The following is a 17,744-nucleotide window of genomic DNA, read 5'->3' on the forward strand; positions in this document are numbered from 1 at the left end:
CCGGAGGGGCCCAGAAAATAGAACGCGTTTCGAACATAGAGCCAAAGCTCTGTGCACAGGCCGTCGAAAGGCGGCCGATTGCCCGTTTCCTGAGCGGCCAAAACCTGACGAAGATTGTCGGCGTCGCATACCGGCGGGTACAGTCGCGGCCACTGCTTTCCCCCTGGGATCCCCCACCGGACCCAGACCCCAGGTCCTGCTGCCGAGGCGAGAGAGAAGTTGGTGAACGACCAGCACCCCCACGCCGGGTATGTCGGTTACGACAGCCACTCCACGGGCAGCTTCGACAACGACCCGCTCTTCGGCTCCCTCCCGGGCAGCTACGACGGCACGTACGACACCACCGGCTACGACGGCGGTTACGACGCCGGACAGGCCGGATACAGCGGCCAGTACGACTCGAGTCAGTGGAACGCCGGCGTGCAGCAGACCGCCGCGTACGACCCCTATGTCGCGTACGGGGCCCAGCAGCCGCAGCAGTACGCCACCACCGCGACCTGGATGCCGGATGCCGGTGGCATTCCCGCACAGGGCGGCGCCCCGGAGTCGTCGGGCCAGTGGGACACCAACGGCTGGTATCAGGACGGTCAGTGGACGACAGCCGGGACGGCCGCCTACGACACCGGCGCGTACGACGCCACCGCCTGGAACACCGGCGCCACGCCCGAACACGATCAGCAAACCGCGCAAACTGCGCACACCGCGCAGGAGTCGTACGAACCCGAACAGACTGCGCACAGCGCCCAGGATTCGTACGAGGCGCATGAGTCGTACGAGTCGTACGCGGACCAGGGCTCCTACGATCCGTACGAGCCCTATCGCACGGCCGAGTTCAGCCTGCCCGAGACGGACCTCGCCGCCGCCACCGACATCGTCGACGACAACGACGGCGACAGCGACGACCTCGACACGGACCGCGCGGCGGACCGCAGCGCCGACGACATCCCCCGCCCCACGAGCCGCCCCAGCACCCGTGGCGGCAGCCGCAGTCGGCGTCGCACCCCCGCGAAGCGTTCCGCACTCCTCACCGTCGCCGTTCCCTCCGCCTGCGTGATGAGCGTCGCCGGTATCGCCGCCGCCTCCGTCGGCGGGCTCGGCAGCGGCGAGGAGAAGGACGACACCATGTCGATGGCGGCTGCCGACCCCGGCACCGTCAAGCCGGTCGCCGCCAACAACAAGCTGGACACCCAGCTCGCCAACCTCAGCGCCGACGCGGAGAACTTCGCCGACCGCGCCAGCCGTACCCAGGAGCGCATCGACCTGAAGGAGCGGCAGGCGGCCGAGAAGAAGAAGCGCGAGGAAGAGGCCGCGCGCAAGGAGGCTCTGCGTCCCAAGTTCCTCCTGCCGGTCGCGCAGCACGGCCTCAGCGCCTACTTCGGCCAGGCGGGCGTCAACTGGATGTCCGTGCACACGGGCATCGACTTCCCCGTCTCGTACGGCACTCCGGTGATGGCCGCGACGGACGGCACCGTACGCACCCAGTGGAACAGCGCCTACGGGAACATGGCCATCGTCACCATGGCCGACGGCACCGAGACCTGGTACTGCCACCTCAGCAGCACCAAGATCCGCTCGGGCCCGGTCAAGGCCGGTGACGTCATCGCGTACTCCGGAAACTCCGGGAACTCCACGGGCCCGCACCTGCACTTCGAGGTCCGGCCCGGTGGCGGCGCGGCCATAGACCCGTTGCCCTGGCTCCGCAGCCACGGCCTCGACCCGACCTGAGCAGCCGCAGGGATCCACGGCAAGTGGTGGCAGGCACTTCCACGCCCGCCACCACCGCCGTCAGCGCCCCCAGGGGCATCCTGCCTAGAGCTTCTCCACCGGCGCGTACCGCAGCAGCAGCTTCTTCGGCCGTTCGTCCCCGAAGTCGACCGTCGCCTTCGCCTGGTCGCCGATCCCCTCGACCGCCGTCACCGTGCCGAGCCCGAACTGGTCGTGCGTGACCCGGTCCCCGACCACCAGCGTGATCGTCGGCTTGTCCGAGGTGCGCCGGGTCGCAAATCCCGAGGGGCCCGAGCGCGAGCGCGACGAGGACAGCGACGACGTGATCCCCGACGTCGGTCCGGCCGGGGCCGCCATCGGTCCGGTCCGCTTCCACTGCAGATGCCGGTCCGGGATCTCCTCGAGGAACCGCGAGGGCGGGTTGTACGAGGGCTGCCCCCACGCACTGCGCATCGCCGCCCGGGTCAGATAGAGCCGCTCACGGGCCCGGGTGATCCCGACGTAGGCGAGGCGCCGCTCCTCCTCCAGCTCCTTGACCTGTCCCAGCGCGCGCATGTGCGGGAAGACGCCGTCCTCCATGCCGGTCAGGAACACCACCGGGAATTCGAGGCCCTTCGCGGTGTGCAGCGTCATCAGCGTGATGACGCCGGAGCCGTCCGTGTCCTCGTCGGGGATCTGGTCGGAGTCGGCGACGAGCGCGACCTTCTCCAGGAATTCGGCGAGCGTGCCCGCACTCGCGCCTTCCCCTGCGTCGGACTCCCCCCGCTCCTGCTCGAACTCGAGCGCGACGGCGGCGAGTTCCTGCAGGTTCTCGATGCGGGTCTCGTCCTGCGGGTCGGTGGACGCCTGGAGTTCCGCGAGATAGCCGGTCCGCTCCAGAACCGCCTCCAGCACCACGGCGGGGCCCGCGCCCGACTCGACGATCGTGCGCAGCTCCTCCATCAGCGTGTTGAACCGCTTGACGGCGTTGGCCGAGCGGGCCGCCATGCCGTACGCCTCGTCGACGCGGCGCAGCGCCTGCGGGAACGTGATCTTCTCGCGCAGCGACAGGGCGTCGATCATCGCCTCGGCGCGGTCGCCGATGCCGCGCTTCGGCACGTTCAGAATGCGGCGCAGCGGGACGGTGTCCTCGGGGTTGGCGAGGACCCGGAGGTAGGCCAGGATGTCCCGGACCTCCTTGCGCTCGTAGAAGCGCACGCCGCCGACGACCTTGTAGGGCAGTCCGACGCGGATGAAGATCTCTTCGAAGACCCGGGACTGCGCGTTCGTCCGGTAGAAGATGGCGACATCGCCCGCCTTGGCGTCGCCCGCGTCGGTCAGCCGGTCGATCTCGTCGGCGACGAACTGCGCCTCGTCGTGCTCGGTGTCGGCGACATAGCCGGTGATCCGGGCGCCTTCGCCCGCGTTCGTCCAGAGGTTCTTGGGGCGGCGGCTCTCGTTGCGTTCGATGACCGCGTTGGCCGCGGAGAGAATCGTCTGCGTGGAGCGGTAGTTCTGCTCCAGCAGGATCGTCGTCGCGTTCGGGTAGTCCTCCTCGAACTGGAGGATGTTGCGGATGGTCGCGCCGCGGAAGGCGTAGATCGACTGGTCCGCGTCACCCACGACGCACAGCTCGGCGGGGGCGTCGGCCGGTCCGGCCGGGCCCACCAGTTCGCGTACGAGCGTGTACTGCGCGTGGTTGGTGTCCTGGTACTCGTCGACGAGTACGTGCCTGAAGCGGCGACGGTAGTGCTCGGCGACATCGGGGAACGCCTGAAGCAGATGGACCGTCGTCATGATGATGTCGTCGAAGTCCAGTGCGTTGGCCTCGCGCAGCCGGGACTGGTACATCGCGTAGGCCTGGGCGAGCGTCTTCTCGAAACCGTCCGCGGCCTGCCCGGCGAAGGTCTCCTCGTCGATCAGCTCGTTCTTGAGGTTCGAGACCTTCGCCGTGAACGACTTCGGCGGGAAGTGCTTCGGGTCGAGGTCCAGATCGCGGCAGACCAGGGCCATCAGCCGCTTGGAGTCGGCGGCGTCGTAGATCGAGAACGACGAGGTGAATCCGAGCCGCTTCGACTCGCGGCGCAGGATCCGTACGCACGCGCTGTGGAACGTCATGACCCACATGGCGTTGGCGCGCGGTCCGACGAGCTGCTCGACGCGCTCCTTCATCTCGCCCGCGGCCTTGTTGGTGAAGGTGATCGCCAGGATCTGGCCGGGGTGCACCCCGCGCTCGGCCAGCAGATGGGCGATGCGGTGGGTGAGCACCCGGGTCTTGCCGGAGCCGGCCCCGGCGACGATGAGCAGCGGCGACCCTGCGTGCACGACGGCGGCGCGCTGCTCGGTGTTCAACCCGTCGAGCAGGGCGGCAGCGTCGATCACCGGGCGATGGGCGCCGTCCCGGTAGTACGCGTCCCTGGGCGGCGGGGGCGCGTCGAACACGCCCGCGAAGAGGTCCTCCGGCACCGCTTCGGGTGCGGAGTCCTCGGGGGGCGGCGGGGGCTCTTCCTCCGAGTGCTGGAGGCCGGCCAGGAAACTGTCGTCAAAGAGGCTGCTCATCGCTTGACGAGTCTAGGCCGCCGCACCGACACCGTGCGGCCGCATGGCGAACCGCGCCCGGCGCACGGGCACATACGGAGATCGCGCGCCCACACCGCGTAAGGGAAGAGGGGGCCGCCCGGCCCGCGCCCCCACCCCCGTCGCCGAGGTCACGAAAATGTATCGGGCATATCGAACATCAACCTTCACAGCAGCACCACGGGTTGGCTAGCGTGCTCGGTCGGGCGGCCCGTACCCCCTGAGGCGAACCACGCCGAGCGGGCTCCCACGCCGAATCCGGGCTGCCCTCACGAGAGTTCGGAACCGGGGACCCACACGCATCACCGGGGTGAATCGGTCCATATCTTCCCATTCGGACCGTAGGGCAGCCTTCCGTTCCGCCCGAACCCGACAGCTAACCCGGTAGGCGGTCCACGGAAGGAGATGCCGGCCTTGGCGTCGCATCGCAAACCGCGCACCCGTGTGCGCTCCACCACGCCTGCCGTCGGGCTCACGACGGCCGCACTGGCAGGTGTGACCCTGCTCTCCACGCAGAGCGCCACGGCTGCCCCGGCCTCGCCGAGGCCCAGCATCGAGGACGTGCAGAAGAAGGTCGACGACCTCTACCGGCAGGCGGGCACCGCGACCCAGCAGTACAACCAGGCGAAGGAGGCCTCCGCCGCACAGCGGGGCAAGGTCGACGCGCTGCTGGACGACGTCGCAAAGCGTGCCGACAAGCTGAACGATGCGCGCAGGACGCTCGGCAACTACGCGGCGGCGCAGTACCGCACCGGCTCCATCGCGCCGAGCGCCACCTTCTTCCTGGCCGACGACCCGCAGGCGTACTTCGACCAGAACCAGCTGATGGGCCGGATGGCGGGCCGGCAGCAGAAGGCGGTCACGGACTTCCGTACGCAGCAGGCCGCGGCGTCGAAGAAGCGCGCCGAGGCGGCGAAGAGCCTGGAGACGCTCACCGAGTCGCAGACCACGCTGCGGACCAGCAAGGAGAACGTCCAGAAGAAGCTGGGCGAGGCGCGCGCGATGCTGTCGAAGCTGACAGCCGAGGAGAAGGCGCGGCTCGCGGCGCTGGAGCGCAAGAAGGAGGCGGAGGCCAAGCGCAAGGCCGAGGAGCTGGCCCGTCAGCAGGCAGCCGCCAAGGCCGAGGCGGACCGCAAGGCCGAGGAGGCCGCGAAGCAGGCCGGATCCGGCGGCGACACGGGAACGGGCACCGGCACGGGGGCCGGCTCGGACAGCAGCGCCACCACGAAGGCCGACAAGGTCCTCGCCTTCGCCCGCGCCCAGATAGGCAAGCCGTACGTCTGGGGCGCGACGGGCCCCTCGTCGTACGACTGCTCGGGACTGACCCAGGCCGCCTGGAAGGCGGCGGGCGTCGACATCCCCCGTACCACCTGGGACCAGGTGGAGATCGGCACGCGGATCGCGACGGCGGATCTGCAGCCGGGCGACCTCGTCTTCTTCTACGACGACATCAGCCACGTCGGCATCTACAAGGGCGACGGCATGATGATCCACGCCCCGAAGCCGGGCGCGAATGTCCGCGAGGAGTCGATCTACTACATGCCGATCTACGGCAGCGTGCGGCCCGCGTAGCCGCGGTCCCGGACAGCGACGAGCCCCCGCCGGAAGGATCCGGCGGGGGCTCGCGCCATGAAGGACAGGGCCCGGCTCGGGCGGCAGCGGCCGGCTCAGGTCCAGAGCGTCGCGATGAAGATATTGGCGACCGTCAGCCCGCCGACGGTCGCGAAGACGCCCTTCTCGACCTTCTCCTCGTCCCGCTTGACGTACACCAGCGCGAGGATCACGACCAGGACCGCCAGCTTCACACCGATCTTGATGTTGTTGACCGGCTGGTCGTCCGCCTGGTTGAGCCCGACCAGTGCGATACCGGTGACCAGCATGGTCAGCGCACCGTGCAGCATCGCCGGGACGAAACGCGCCGTGCCCGCACCCATCGCCTTCATCTGGGTCAGGAAGCCGCCCAGGAGGGCGGCGATACCGATGATGTGCAGCGCGACGAAGACATTGATGAGTACATCCATGGAGCCGCAGCCTAGCCGGGGCCGTAACGCCGCTCTCCGGCGAGGTGGCGGCTCCTTGGTGTTTCACTCTCATTTGCACCAATTGCCCGACCCCGGCGCGTTTCCTCCGATCACTTGATGGCATCGCCTCGCCAAATTCGGGCAATAGCCGTCATTACGACTCTTCGTCGTGCCCCGGGTTTAGCGTCCCTATCCAGGTGACCGGCTTCACCGACGCTCCGCACGCGGGCGGCGGCCCGGCCACCCCGCCGAAGAATCCGGCGGCGAGCCGCTCCCCCTGCTGGCTCGCCGTCGGACCTCCGCGGGCCCGCCGGTAGGCCCCGACGGGCAGTCGACAGCAAGGAGCCCCGCCCTCGTGGCAGTGCATCGAAAACCCAAGCAGCGCCCGTATACCGGCTCTGCTGCCCGCACCGCAGCCACCCTCGCGTTCGCCGGGGCCGCAACAGCTGCCGCCCTGCCGGGGGCCGCACACGCCGATCCGCAGCTCACCCCCGCCCAGGTCAAGGCCAAGGTGGACCGGCTGTACCACGAGGCGGAGGTCGCCACCGAGCAGTACAACGGCGCGAAGGAGAAGGCGACCGCCACCGTCAAGTCCTTGAGCGCGTTGCGCGACGAAGCCGCCCGCAGGACCGAACGCCTCAACGCCTCCCGCAACGCACTCGGTTCGCTCGCCGCCGCCCAGTACCGCACCGGAGGCATCGACCCCGCCGTGCAGCTGGCGCTCTCCTCCGACCCCGACGAGTACCTGCAACGGGCCTCGTACGTGGACCGGATCGCCGACCGCCAGGCCACCGAGGTCTCCAAGGTGCAGCGGCAGGTCACCGAGATCGCCCAGCTGCGCGCCGAGGCGAAGGAGGAACTGGCGGCACTGGGCACCCGCCAGGCCGAACTGAAGAAGCACCGCACGACGGTCAGGGCCAAACTGGCCGACGCCCAGCGGCTCCTGGACACCCTGTCGCCCGCGCAGCGCGCCGCGTACGAGCAGTGGGGCACCGCACGCTCCGCCGCCGGCCACGCCGATCGCAGCACGCAGCGCGCCGGAACCGCACAGGTCGCCCCCAATGCCCGTGCCGCGGAGGCCGTAGCGTTCGCCTACGGGGCGCTGGGCAGGCCGTACGTCTGGGGCGCGACCGGTCCGACCTCGTTCGACTGCTCCGGGCTGACCCAGGCCGCCTGGCGCTCCGCCGGCGTCTCGCTCCCGCGCACCACGTACACGCAGATCAACGCCGGAGAACGCATCTCCCGCTCCGAACTCGCCCCCGGCGACCTGGTGTTCTTCTACTCCGGCGTCAGCCATGTCGGCCTGTACATCGGCGACGGCCGGATGATCCACGCGCCGCACCCCGGTGCACCGGTCCGCATCGCACCGATCGACGAAATGCCCTTCGCCGGGGCGACCCGGGTGGCATAGGCTCCCGGCTGCCGCAGCCCGGAGTCCCACCGGGCCGGTCGAAGGAGACTCGCACATGCCCATGGACGCGGACGTCCAGAGCCACAGCCGTACGCTCGCCCTGCGCTCCCCCGACCACCTGCGGGTCGGCCCGTTCACCGTCCGCCACAACCCCGGCTGGCAGCTGAAGTACGCCAATTACGCGATCCCGGACCAGGGGGCCGAGCCGACGGCGGCCGATGTGCAGGCGCTGATCGCCGCGTTCCGCGAGCGGGACCGGATGCCGCGTCTGGAGTATCTGCCCAGTGGGGCACCCGCCGTCGAACCCGCGCTGATCGCCGCCGGTTTCACCGTCGAGAACCGGGCCCCGATCCTGGCCTGCGCCCCCGGCAACCTCCTGCCGCCGAAGCCGGTGGACGCCCTCGTCATCGCCGAACCGGCCACCGACGCGGAGTTCGACGCCGCCGCCCGCGTACAGCACCACGGCTACGGCGGGACGGGCGAACCCGAGGGCGGCGAGGCGGCCTGGCTGCGCAACGCGGTGGCGGGCGGCGGCGTGGCGGCCCTCGCCACCGTGGACCGCGTCCCGGCAGGCGCGGGCGGCTGCTCGGTCCCGGTCGACGGCCTCACCGAACTGGCCGGTCTCGCCGTCGCCGACACGTTCCGCCGCCGCGGCATCGGCGCCGCGCTCTCCGCGCATCTGACCGCGACCGCGTTCGCGCGGGGGTGCCGGGTGGTGTGGCTGGAGCCGGGCGACGCCGATGTGGAACGGATCTATGCGGGCATCGGATACCGCAGGATCGGCGAGAAGCTGAACATCTCGCTCGACCCCGCCTGAGCACCTCGGGAGTCTCGGCCCCGCCGGTGCGCCTGCGGGGCTCTCGGCCCGCCGGTGCGCTTCCGGAGTTCAGACCAGCCGTCGAGCCGTCGCCCACCGCGTCAGCTCGTGCCGGTTCGACAGCTGGAGCTTCCGCAGCACCGCCGAGACATGCGACTCGACCGTCTTCACCGAGATGAACAGCTGCTTGGCGATCTCCTTGTACGCATAGCCGCGGGCGATCAGCCGCAGCACCTCGCGCTCGCGCTGCGTCAGCCGGTCCAGGTCCTCGTCGACCGGCGGCGCGTCCGTCGAGGCGAACGCGTCGAGAACGAAGCCGGCCAGCCTGGGCGAGAACACGGCGTCGCCCTCCTGGACCCGGAACACCGAGTCGATCAGGTCGGTGCCGGTGATCGTCTTGGTCACGTAGCCGCGGGCGCCGCCGCGGATGACGCCGATGACGTCCTCGGCGGCGTCCGAGACGGACAGCGCCAGGAAGCGCACCGGCTTCTCGACCGCGCCCATCAGCGGGGCGCAGCGGCGCAGCACCTCGACGCCGCCGCCGCCCGGCAGGTGGACGTCGAGGAGGACGACCTCGGGACGGGTCGCCGTGATGACGGTGACCGCCTGGTCGACGTCGGCGGCCTCGCCGACGACCTCGACGCCGGTCTCCTCGGTGCGGCCGATCTCGGCCTGCACCCCGGTGCGGAACATCCGGTGGTCGTCGACGAGCACGACCCGTACCCGGCGCTCCGGGCCCCCGGTTGCCTCAGTGGTCTCCGTCATCGCTCGCCCTCTCCATCTCCAGCTCGACTTCCGTGCCCCCGCCGGGCACCGAACGCAGCCGCGCCGTACCGCCGTTGCGCTGCATCCGGCCGATGATTGATTCTCTTACGCCCATTCTGTCCGCCGGTACGGAATCCGGATCGAACCCCGGCCCCCGGTCCCGTACCGAGACGAAGACCGTACGGCCCTCGACCTCCGCGTAGACCTGCACGGCGCCGCCCTCGCCACCGTACTTCGCGGCGTTGACCATCGCCTCGCGTGCAGCCTGCATCTGGGCGGTGAGCTTCTCGTCGAGCGGGCAGTCGCCGACGACGACGACCTCCAGCGGGACGCCGTGCTTGTCCTCGACCTCGGCGGCGGCACGCTTGACCGCTTCGGCGAGGGTCTCCGGTTCGTCGCCCTCGTCCTTGCCGGTGCCCTGGGGGTTGTACAGCCAGTTGCGCAGTTCGCGTTCCTGGGCGCGGGCCAGCCTGCGGACCTCGCCCGGGTCCTCCGCGTTGCGCTGGATCAGAGTGAGGGTGTGCAGCACGGAGTCATGGACATGGGCGGCGACCTCGGCCCGCTCCTGGGCCCTGATACGCATCAGGCGTTCCTCGGAGAGGTCCTGGGTCATGCGTACGAGATAGGGGCCGGCCAGCAGCGCGATGCCGGTGAGGACGGCGATCGCCGCGGTGAGGACGTTGCCGAGCTGAGCCGCGGAGCCGCGTACCACCATGAAGCCGGCGAGACCCAGGCCGACCAGGGCGACCCCGGCCAGCCCGCGGGCCAGATGCAGCACCCGGCGGCGGCTGCCGACCTCCATCCAGCGGGCCCGCCGGGCATTGTCGGCCTGCCGCCACACCAGGACGGACCCCGCGCCGATCAGCAGCGTCGGCCAGATGTAACGGTCGGCCTTGCTGCCCATGTCGACGTTGCCGACGAAGACGACAGCGCCGATCAGCAACGCTATGAGCGCGAAGACCTGCCCCTTGTCGGGCTTACGGAGCCGACGCCGGCCGTCGACGCCGGTCTCGAAGACGGAGCGCGGCGCCTCGACCCCGCCGACACCGAGCGGGACGACGATCCAGAACACGGCGTACAGCAGCGCACCGAGGCCGTCCGCGAAGAACAGGCCGAGGAAGACGAACCGCACCCAGGCGACGGGCAGCCCGAGATGCCCGGCGAGTCCGCGCGCGACGCCGCCCAGCATCCGCCCGTCGGCGCTGCGGTACAGCTTGCGCAGCGGTGGCTCCTCCGGGTCGGCGGTGAGGGAGCTTGCGGCTCGGGGCGTGGCGGCTGGCATGCTCCGATCGTCACATGTCGGGGCGGGCGGCGGCATCAGGGTCGGCCCCCACTCGACCCTGAGACGGCCGGTCGTGCGGAGACCCGAGGGCCTCCCTTCAGGGTCCGGCGCGGCCAATATCAGGGATCGGCCAGGGTCGGCGCGGGTGCCGCGGGCGCGCACGGCCCGTCACCATGGAGCCATGACCGTTCCCCAGGACGCCGCCCCCGGCGTCGCGCCGCCCGCCGCACCCGGTCCGCAGCTGCAGCGCAGCTCGCGGCAGAAAGTGGTGGCCGGGGTGTGCGGCGGGCTCGGCCGGTACTGCGACGTGGACCCGGTGATCTTCCGGATCGTGCTCGGTGTCCTGTCGGTGACCGGTGGCCTGGGCCTGATCTTCTACGGCTTCGCGTGGCTGCTGATCCCGCTGGAGGGCGAGGAGGAGAACGAGGCGCGCAGGCTGCTGTCGGGCCGGGTCGAGGGGGCGTCGCTGATCGCGGTGCTGTTCGCGCTGATCGGCTGCGGGCTCTTTCTCTCCATGCTGGGCAACGGCGGCACGCTGGCGTTCTCCGCGATGCTGACGCTCGCGGTCATCGGCTGCTGTGTCTGGACGCAGCGCCGCAGGACCGCGGCCCCCCAGGACCCGCTGCACCCGGCGGCCGCACAGGCGGTGGCGGACGCACCGCCGGAGGTGAAGGCTCCGCCGTCGCCGGCCGGCCCGTCCTGGTGGCGGGATCCGATCATCAAGGACGGCACCTCGGGGCCGGTGGGCGCCGGCTATCTGTGGGGTCCGGCGGACACGGTGCTCGACGAGGGCACGGTACGGCCCCGCAGGGCCGCGGCGGACGCGCCGTTCCGCGCGCCCGAACGGGCGCGGGCGGACCAGGGGCCGCACTCGATCGGCGGCCTGGTCTTTCTGTTCGCGCTGATCGCGGGCGGTCTGTCCACGGGCCTCAGCTGGGAGACCCATCCGCTCGGTACGAGCCTGCAGTTCGGTCTGGCCGCGGCGCTCGCCGTGTTCGGTGCCGGCATGGTGGTCAGCACGTTCCTCGGCCGGACCGGGTTCGGCACGCTGCTGCTGTCGGTGATCACGGCGGCGCTGCTGGCGGGCGCGGCCGTGCTGCCGAAGGACATCAGCACCCAGTGGGTGCGCGAGGAGTGGCGCCCGGCCTCGGTCGCCGCGGTCCAGCCGCGGTACGAACTGGGCTCCGGGGTCGGCACGCTCGACCTCACAAAGGTGCCGGTCCCGAAGGGTGACACGGTCAGCACCGGGGTGCAGGTCGGCGCAGGCCGGGCGGTCGTCGTCGTACCGAAGGCGGTGACGGTCCAGGTGCGGGCGAAGGCCGGACTCGGGGAGATCCGGCTGCCGGCCGATCCCCCGGGCGATGTGGACGTCAGCCCGGCGCAGAACGAACACCGGACGATCGCTCCGCCGGCCGGCGTCACCCCGGCCGGCACGGTCGAGCTGGACCTGGAAGTCGGTATCGGACAGGTGGAGGTCACCCGTGCTGCGTCATGAGATCCGGCCGGGCCGCGCGGTGGCGGGCATCGCGATGCTCGCCCTGGCGGCCGGCTACGCGGCGGATGCGGCGGGCAGCTGGGACGCCCCTTGGACCTTCTTCTTCCCGGTACTCTTCGGCGGCCTCTGGCTGGCCGCCATCACGACGTGGGTGAGCTATCGGATGCGTCGCCGCCGCGACGCGAAGAAGGCGTCCACGGAGAACGACGCGGCACCACCGAGCACGAGCGGCAGCCATGCCATGAGGTAGGCCAGGTCGTTGCCGAAGTAGTACGGATCGGCCTGCCAGCTCATGGTCAGCCACAGGCTCAGCGAGATCAGTGCCCCGCCGAGTGCGGCGAGCCGCGCCCACAGCCCGATCAGGGTGCCGATGCCGACGGCGAGTTCGCCGAAGGCGATGGCGTACCCGAACGCTCCGGGGTTCTTCAGCGCGAGGTCGACAAGGGCCGGGATCGCGGACGAGTCGCGCACCCCGTGCATCATGTCGCCGACGGAGCCCGGCCCGGCGGCGCGGAAGAAGGCACTGTCCGTCAGTTTGTCGAGCGCGGCATAGATGAAGGTGACGCCGAGAAATATGCGCAGCGGCAGCAGCGCATGCTCCCGTGCCAGCTCCCGCAGGCTCGTCTTCTCGCCCAGACCACCCGTATTCGTGCCGTATCCATGCATAGCGACCCCGCCTTCCGTCGACCCGTCACCAGACCATACGTACGCGGTGAACGCGCTGCTCACCAGCCCTACGGTTCGATCAGGTGCAATCGGCGTGGCTCCGGCCGGCCGTTCAGTCCGTGACGTCGATCTCGACCCGATTCGTCTCCACCCCGGCGGCCGTCACGACCTGTACGTCCACCAGTCCCGGTTCGACCTCCACCGGCACCGGCACGGTGAGCAGGGTGTCCGCCGGGTTGGCGAAGCCGCCTGCCACCGGGACCAGCGGGACATGGACATGGACCCGGCCGATCCGGACGACCACGCGGGCCAGCCGGTCCGGGGCCCCGGCGCCGGGCGGTACGAAACCTGCACCGCGGATCTCGATGTCGTCGCCGGTACGGATCGGTGCGTCCAGATCTCCGGGCTCCCGGGCCCGTACGACGGACAGCACGACCGGACGCCCGCCCTCCGTGTACTTGCCCGCGAAGTACGTCGCCGCGGAGACACCCACCAGGAGGGCCAGCCCCCAGGGCAGATCGGGCAGTTGCTCGGGCCGGCGGGCCAGCCGGACCACTGCGAAGAGTACGGCGACGGCGCTCACCAGCACGTACTGCACGTCGGTGAAACTGCCGCGCCCGGAGTCGTCGGTGAGCAGATCGGCTGCGCGCGGCCGGTCGGCGCGCAGCTTCTGCAAACGCCCGGCGAGGGCGCGTACGGTCACCACTCGGCGCACGACCACGGCGATGGCGCAGACCAGCGCCAGCGCGGTCAGCACCCCGGCGCCACGCGCCAGTTCCAGACCGTCGATCAGCGCGTCGCGCTCCGCGTGTCCGGAGGCGCCCGCCAGCTGGAGTGCGAGGACGAGTACGGAGAAGACGGCGAGCAGCACCCAGGCCACGGCGACCGCACGGGAGGTGGAGAGCCGGTTGTCCTCGCCGATCAGCGGGGCGAGGACGCCGCCGCGGGCCCGGTGGAAGCGGGCGGCTCCGGTCAGCAGCCCGGCGGTGACGAGCGCGGCGACCAGACCGGCGGTACGGGCCGTCGACCAGCCCGCACCGATGGCGGTGCCGGCCTCACCGATGGCGAGCAGGGCGACGCCTCCCCAGACGACGGCCAGGGTGCGCACCCACACCTGGTGAAGCCAGGCGTCGCCCGCCTCCCGGCTGCGCTCGGCGACCGTACGGGCCGACTCGGTCAGCTCGTCGGAGACCCACTGGCGGGTCGCGGACGCGGACTGGGCGACACCGGTCGGCAGCCCCTGGCCCGCGGCGAGTTCGTCCCGCTTGGCCAGGAAGGCGGCCACCGCGCGCCGGTGTCCCTCGCGCGCTCCGTGCGGACAGTCGGCGCACGTACAGCCACCGCCGTGAGCGCCTTGTCGTGCCTCGTCCAACGCCACGGAGAACGCCGCCCTTTCCCGCCCACGTACTGCCAACTGACCACTGATTGCTGCGAATTGTGCCGTACGGGACGGGCCGGGCCCGCATCGGGGCCGCCGGGACGCGCGGATCGTCAGAATGTTCGGGAGATCCTCTTCCACAGCGGCTGGTAGTTGATCCAGGCCACCAGGTCGCTGCCGAGCTGTTCGCGGGTGGCCACCGCCTCCCGGTGCTCGATCAGAACCGGCTTCCCGGCCGCCCGCGCGGCCAGCTGCACCTGGCAGGAACGCTCCATCGTGACGAACCACCAGGCGGCCGCGTCCACCGAGTCGCCGACCGTCAGCAGCCCGTGGTTGCGCAGGATGATCGCCTTGCGGGTGCCGAGCGCGGCCGCGATCCGCCGCCCTTCCTCCTCGTCGACGACGACCCCGGTGTAGGCCTGGTAGACCGCGTGGTCCTCGTAGAAGGCGCAGGACTCCTGGGTGATCGGCTCGATGAACTCACCGAGCGCGGACAGCGCCCGCCCGTGCAGGGAGTGCGTGTGCGCGACGGCGACGACGTCCGGGCGGGCCCGGTGCACCTGGGCATGGACGGCGAACGCCGCCTGGTTGACGTGGTGGCGCCCCTCGACGACCTGCCCGTCACCGTTGACCAGGATCAGCTCGTCCGGCAGGAGTCCGTCGAAGGGGGCACCGAACGGGTTGACCCAGAAGCAGCTGGTGTACTCCGGGTCCCGCGCGGTGATGTGACCGGAGACGCCGTCCTCGTACCCGTACGCCGCGAACAGCCGCAGCGCCCCGGCCAGCCGCTCCTTGCGGTACGCGCGCTCCTCGTCGATCGACTGATGGACGGGCGGCATCGCGAACTGCAGCTGTTCCACGGGTATCGGTGTGGGCTCGGGCATGGCGGCTCCTCGGGGCTCCCAGGGCGTACGGGACCGGAAGTTACCGCCGGTCGCCGCAGGTGGCCAGAGCGATCACGCACCGATTCGGGAACGGTCAGGCGCTCAGCACGAGGTAGGCGAGGGTGAAGTCCCCGCGGTAGCCGCCGTAGTAGCCGGTGCGGCGGGCGTCGACCTCGGCGATCACCTCGTCGTACAGCGGATGGCCAGGGTTCTCCAGCGCCCAGCGCTCACCCCGTCCGATCGGCCCGTTCGACTCGAAGAGGTCCCATTCGCGCTGGTCGGCGACGGTCACCTGGAGTGCGCGCAGCCCGACGGACTCGGCGAGCCTGATCAATTCGAGCAGCGAACCGAAGTCGCCGGGTTCGGCCCCGATGCCGTCGAGTGCGGCGGGGGACGGATCCCGGAGCCAGATCCCGTCGCCGTACAGCACCCGCCCGCCGGGCCGGACGGCGGCGCGCAGGGCCTTCAGCGCCTCGGCCGTCGAGCCGGGCCAGGCATGGGCGGAACCGATGGAAACGGCGAGGTCGTATCCGCTCCCGGTCCACTCGGTGGCGGGCGTCGTGTGGAACCGTACGCGCTCCGCGAGCCCCCGTTCCTCGGCGAGCGCCCGCCCGCGCGCCACGGCGTCGGGGTCGGTCTCCACACCGTCGCCGGTGCTGCCGGGCGCCGATGCCACCAGTCGCATCAGCAGTTCGCCCCAGCCGCTGCCGATGTCCACGATGCGCGCCCCGGGGGCGGGTGCACAGGCCGAGATCAACTGCGCGGCGTGCTCCTCGGAGAGCGGGGTGTTCCAGGTCAGTCGGTAGTTGTGAGGCGCGGAGATGATCGGGCGGATCTGATCGGCAGACATGGTCGCGGAGCCTCGCACGGGCATGCGGGCGGCGCAATCGGTTTTCTCAGCCGGTACGACGATGCCGCCGCTCAAACGAATGAGCGACGGCATCACGTTGACACAGCGGGGAGGGTTACTCCCACTCGATGGTGCCCGGCGGCTTGCTCGTCACGTCGAGGACGACGCGGTTGACGTCGGCGACCTCGTTCGTGATGCGGGTGGAGATCTTCGCCAGGACCTCGTACGGCAGGCGCGACCAGTCGGCCGTCATCGCGTCCTCGGAGGAGACCGGGCGAAGGACGATCGGGTGGCCGTAGGTACGGCCGTCGCCCTGGACGCCAACCGAGCGGACGTCGGCCAGCAGGACCACGGGGCACTGCCAGATGTCACGGTCGAGGCCGGCCGCGGTCAGCTCCTCGCGGGCGATGGCGTCGGCCTCGCGCAGCAGGTCGAGCCGGTCCTTGGTGACCTCGCCGACGATCCGGATACCGAGACCGGGGCCGGGGAACGGCTGGCGCTGGACGATCTCCTCCGGCAGGCCGAGTTCCTGGCCGACCATCCGGACCTCGTCCTTGAACAGCTGGCGCAGCGGCTCGACGAGCTGGAACTCGATGTCGTCGGGGAGGCCGCCCACGTTGTGGTGGGACTTGATGTTGGCGGTGCCGGTGCCGCCGCCGGACTCCACGACGTCCGGGTAGAGCGTGCCCTGCACGAGGAACGCGACGTCCTCGCCGGCCGCGCCCGCCTCGGCGACGAGCTCGGCCTGGGCCTGCTCGAAGACGCGGATGAACTCGCGGCCGATGATCTTTCGCTTCTGCTCGGGGTCGGAGACCCCGGCCAGCGCGTTCAGGAACCGCTCCTCGGCGTCGACGACCTTCAGCTGGACGCCGGTGGCGGCCACGAAGTCCTTCTCGACCTGCTCGGTCTCGCCCTTGCGCATCAGACCGTGGTCGACGTACACGCAGGTCAGCTGGGAGCCGATGGCCTTCTGTACGAGGGCTGCGGCGACCGCGGAGTCCACGCCGCCGGAGAGGCCGCAGATGGCGCGCTTGGTGCCGACCTGCTCGCGGATCAGCGCGATCTGCTCCTCGACCACATTGGTCGTGGTCCAGGTCGGCTCGATGCCGGCGCCGCGGTAGAGGAAGTGCTCCAGGACCTGCTGGCCGTGCGTGGAGTGCAGCACCTCCGGGTGGTACTGGACGCCGTACAGCTTCTTCTCGTCGTTCTCGAAGGCGGCGACCGGCACGACGTCCGTGGACGCGGTGACGGTGAAGCCCTCGGGGGCGGCGGAGCAGGCGTCGCCGTGCGACATCCACACCGACTGCTCGGCGGGCGTGCCCTCGAAGAGCGTGGAGCCGGTCTTGGAGACGGACAGCGGGGTGCGGCCGTACTCACGGGCACCGTTGTCGTCGACGGTGCCGCCGAGCGTGGTGGCCATCAGCTGGAAGCCGTAGCACATGCCGAAGACCGGGACCCCGGCCTCGAACAGCGAGCGGTCGAGGCTGGGCGCGCCCTCCGCGTACACCGAGGAGGGGCCGCCGGACAGGATGATCGCCCGGGGGTTCTTGGCCAGCATCTCGGCCACCGGCATCGTGGACGGGACGATCTCGCTGTAGACCCGGGCCTCACGGACGCGTCGGGCGATGAGCTGGGCGTACTGCGCGCCGAAGTCGACAACAAGGACCACGTCGGGTGTGGTGTCGGGGGCGGCGGGGGGTGCTGCTGGCACGGGGCGGCCTTCCGGCGGTGAAGGGGGGTCGGTCCTCCCGATTCTACCGGGGATGCGAGGGAGACCCTGTTCGCGTCCGCCGGGACGGGGTCGCCGGCCGCTCTCACTGCGGCGTCTCATCATCCGGGCGCCGCGTTGGACCACCGGCGGGGGCGGGTCCATACTGGCTCCATGCGTCAGCAC

At 70.9% G+C, this 17,744-nt stretch carries 14 protein-coding genes and 1 riboswitch; of the genes, 5 read left to right on the forward strand and 9 right to left on the reverse strand.

All coding sequences use genetic code 11. The features are described from left to right. Window positions 1–222: 222 nt before the first annotated feature. The gene (locus OHA03_RS09895; protein WP_267002840.1) at window positions 223–1,725 is read left to right on the forward strand and encodes a M23 family metallopeptidase; all 1,503 of its coding nucleotides are present in this window, start codon (window positions 223–225) and stop codon (window positions 1,723–1,725) included. Window positions 1,726–1,809: 84 nt separating this feature from the next. Here the strand turns inward: OHA03_RS09895 and pcrA are convergent, their stop codons facing one another. Next, on the reverse strand, window positions 1,810–4,263 hold the full coding sequence (gene pcrA, locus OHA03_RS09900) for a DNA helicase PcrA (protein WP_267002842.1): 2,454 nt from the start codon (window positions 4,261–4,263) through the stop codon (window positions 1,810–1,812). 258 nt (window positions 4,264–4,521) lie between these two features. Further along, window positions 4,522–4,688, forward strand: a riboswitch (cyclic di-AMP (ydaO/yuaA leader). Between pcrA and OHA03_RS09905 the strand changes: the two genes are divergently transcribed. Next, window positions 4,687–5,853 carry an NlpC/P60 family protein gene (locus tag OHA03_RS09905; RefSeq protein ID WP_267002844.1) on the forward strand — a complete coding sequence of 389 codons (1,167 nt, stop codon included), beginning with the start codon at window positions 4,687–4,689 and terminating at the stop codon, window positions 5,851–5,853. Its footprint overlaps the riboswitch before it by 2 nt. A gap of 95 nt (window positions 5,854–5,948) precedes the next feature. Here OHA03_RS09905 and OHA03_RS09910 read toward each other — a convergent pair whose 3' ends face one another. Continuing rightward, complete coding sequence (locus OHA03_RS09910; RefSeq protein WP_267002846.1) at window positions 5,949–6,302, reverse strand: hypothetical protein; 354 nt, start codon at window positions 6,300–6,302, stop codon at window positions 5,949–5,951. Between the two features lie 355 nt (window positions 6,303–6,657). Here OHA03_RS09910 and OHA03_RS09915 point away from each other — a divergent pair, with 355 nt between their 5' ends. Then, complete coding sequence (locus tag OHA03_RS09915; protein ID WP_267002848.1) at window positions 6,658–7,713, forward strand: C40 family peptidase; 1,056 nt, start codon at window positions 6,658–6,660, stop codon at window positions 7,711–7,713. 55 nt (window positions 7,714–7,768) lie between these two features. Further along, window positions 7,769–8,530, forward strand: coding sequence for a GNAT family N-acetyltransferase (locus OHA03_RS09920; protein WP_267002850.1), 762 nt, complete (start codon window positions 7,769–7,771; stop codon window positions 8,528–8,530). A 69-nt stretch (window positions 8,531–8,599) separates the two neighbouring features. Here OHA03_RS09920 and OHA03_RS09925 read toward each other — a convergent pair whose 3' ends face one another. Continuing rightward, entirely contained in the window at window positions 8,600–9,295 is a 696-nt protein-coding gene (locus OHA03_RS09925; protein ID WP_267002852.1) for a response regulator transcription factor, read from the reverse strand. Next, window positions 9,279–10,577 (reverse strand): ATP-binding protein, encoded by a 1,299-nt coding sequence (locus OHA03_RS09930; protein ID WP_267002854.1) that lies wholly within the window; start codon window positions 10,575–10,577, stop codon window positions 9,279–9,281. The genes OHA03_RS09925 and OHA03_RS09930 overlap by 17 nt, the downstream gene beginning before the upstream one ends. A gap of 181 nt (window positions 10,578–10,758) precedes the next feature. Here OHA03_RS09930 and OHA03_RS09935 point away from each other — a divergent pair, with 181 nt between their 5' ends. Next, window positions 10,759–12,072 (forward strand): PspC domain-containing protein, encoded by a 1,314-nt coding sequence (locus OHA03_RS09935; protein WP_267002856.1) that lies wholly within the window; start codon window positions 10,759–10,761, stop codon window positions 12,070–12,072. 156 nt (window positions 12,073–12,228) lie between these two features. On the opposite strand, the gene OHA03_RS09945 is transcribed toward OHA03_RS09935, so the two are convergent. From OHA03_RS09945 to guaA, 5 genes are all read right to left on the reverse strand, one after another. Beyond that, on the reverse strand, window positions 12,229–12,738 hold the full coding sequence (locus tag OHA03_RS09945) for a DoxX family protein (protein WP_267007994.1): 510 nt from the start codon (window positions 12,736–12,738) through the stop codon (window positions 12,229–12,231). Window positions 12,739–12,850: 112 nt separating this feature from the next. After that, window positions 12,851–14,116 carry a hypothetical protein gene (locus OHA03_RS09950; protein ID WP_267002860.1) on the reverse strand — a complete coding sequence of 422 codons (1,266 nt, stop codon included), beginning with the start codon at window positions 14,114–14,116 and terminating at the stop codon, window positions 12,851–12,853. Between the two features lie 113 nt (window positions 14,117–14,229). Continuing rightward, window positions 14,230–15,000 (reverse strand): class II aldolase/adducin family protein, encoded by a 771-nt coding sequence (locus tag OHA03_RS09955; protein ID WP_267002862.1) that lies wholly within the window; start codon window positions 14,998–15,000, stop codon window positions 14,230–14,232. Window positions 15,001–15,094: 94 nt separating this feature from the next. Then, window positions 15,095–15,850: a cyclopropane-fatty-acyl-phospholipid synthase family protein gene (locus OHA03_RS09960; RefSeq protein ID WP_267002864.1), complete on the reverse strand. Its 756-nt coding sequence runs from the start codon at window positions 15,848–15,850 to the stop codon at window positions 15,095–15,097. 115 nt (window positions 15,851–15,965) lie between these two features. Continuing rightward, window positions 15,966–17,561, reverse strand: a complete 1,596-nt coding sequence (gene guaA / locus OHA03_RS09965) for a glutamine-hydrolyzing GMP synthase (RefSeq protein WP_267002866.1) — start codon at window positions 17,559–17,561, stop codon at window positions 15,966–15,968. Window positions 17,562–17,744: the final 183 nt, after the last annotated feature.

Origin of the sequence: Streptomyces sp. NBC_00154 (genome assembly GCF_026342835.1) — a bacterium.
Lineage (GTDB): Bacteria > Actinomycetota > Actinomycetes > Streptomycetales > Streptomycetaceae > Streptomyces.

Excerpts from the sequence above, each read along its gene's own strand:
- pcrA (WP_267002842.1), bottom strand. The coding sequence starts at position 4,263 with ATGAGCAGCCTCTTTGACGACAGTTTCCTGGCCGGCCTCCAGCACTCG.
- OHA03_RS09905 (WP_267002844.1), top strand. The coding sequence starts at position 4,687 with ATGCCGGCCTTGGCGTCGCATCGCAAACCGCGCACCCGTGTGCGCTCC.
- OHA03_RS09910 (WP_267002846.1), bottom strand. The coding sequence starts at position 6,302 with ATGGATGTACTCATCAATGTCTTCGTCGCGCTGCACATCATCGGTATC.
- OHA03_RS09920 (WP_267002850.1), top strand. The coding sequence starts at position 7,769 with ATGCCCATGGACGCGGACGTCCAGAGCCACAGCCGTACGCTCGCCCTG.
- OHA03_RS09925 (WP_267002852.1), bottom strand. The coding sequence starts at position 9,295 with ATGACGGAGACCACTGAGGCAACCGGGGGCCCGGAGCGCCGGGTACGG.
- OHA03_RS09930 (WP_267002854.1), bottom strand. The coding sequence starts at position 10,577 with ATGCCAGCCGCCACGCCCCGAGCCGCAAGCTCCCTCACCGCCGACCCG.
- OHA03_RS09935 (WP_267002856.1), top strand. The coding sequence starts at position 10,759 with ATGACCGTTCCCCAGGACGCCGCCCCCGGCGTCGCGCCGCCCGCCGCA.
- OHA03_RS09945 (WP_267007994.1), bottom strand. The coding sequence starts at position 12,738 with ATGCATGGATACGGCACGAATACGGGTGGTCTGGGCGAGAAGACGAGC.
- OHA03_RS09955 (WP_267002862.1), bottom strand. The coding sequence starts at position 15,000 with ATGCCCGAGCCCACACCGATACCCGTGGAACAGCTGCAGTTCGCGATG.
- OHA03_RS09960 (WP_267002864.1), bottom strand. The coding sequence starts at position 15,850 with ATGTCTGCCGATCAGATCCGCCCGATCATCTCCGCGCCTCACAACTAC.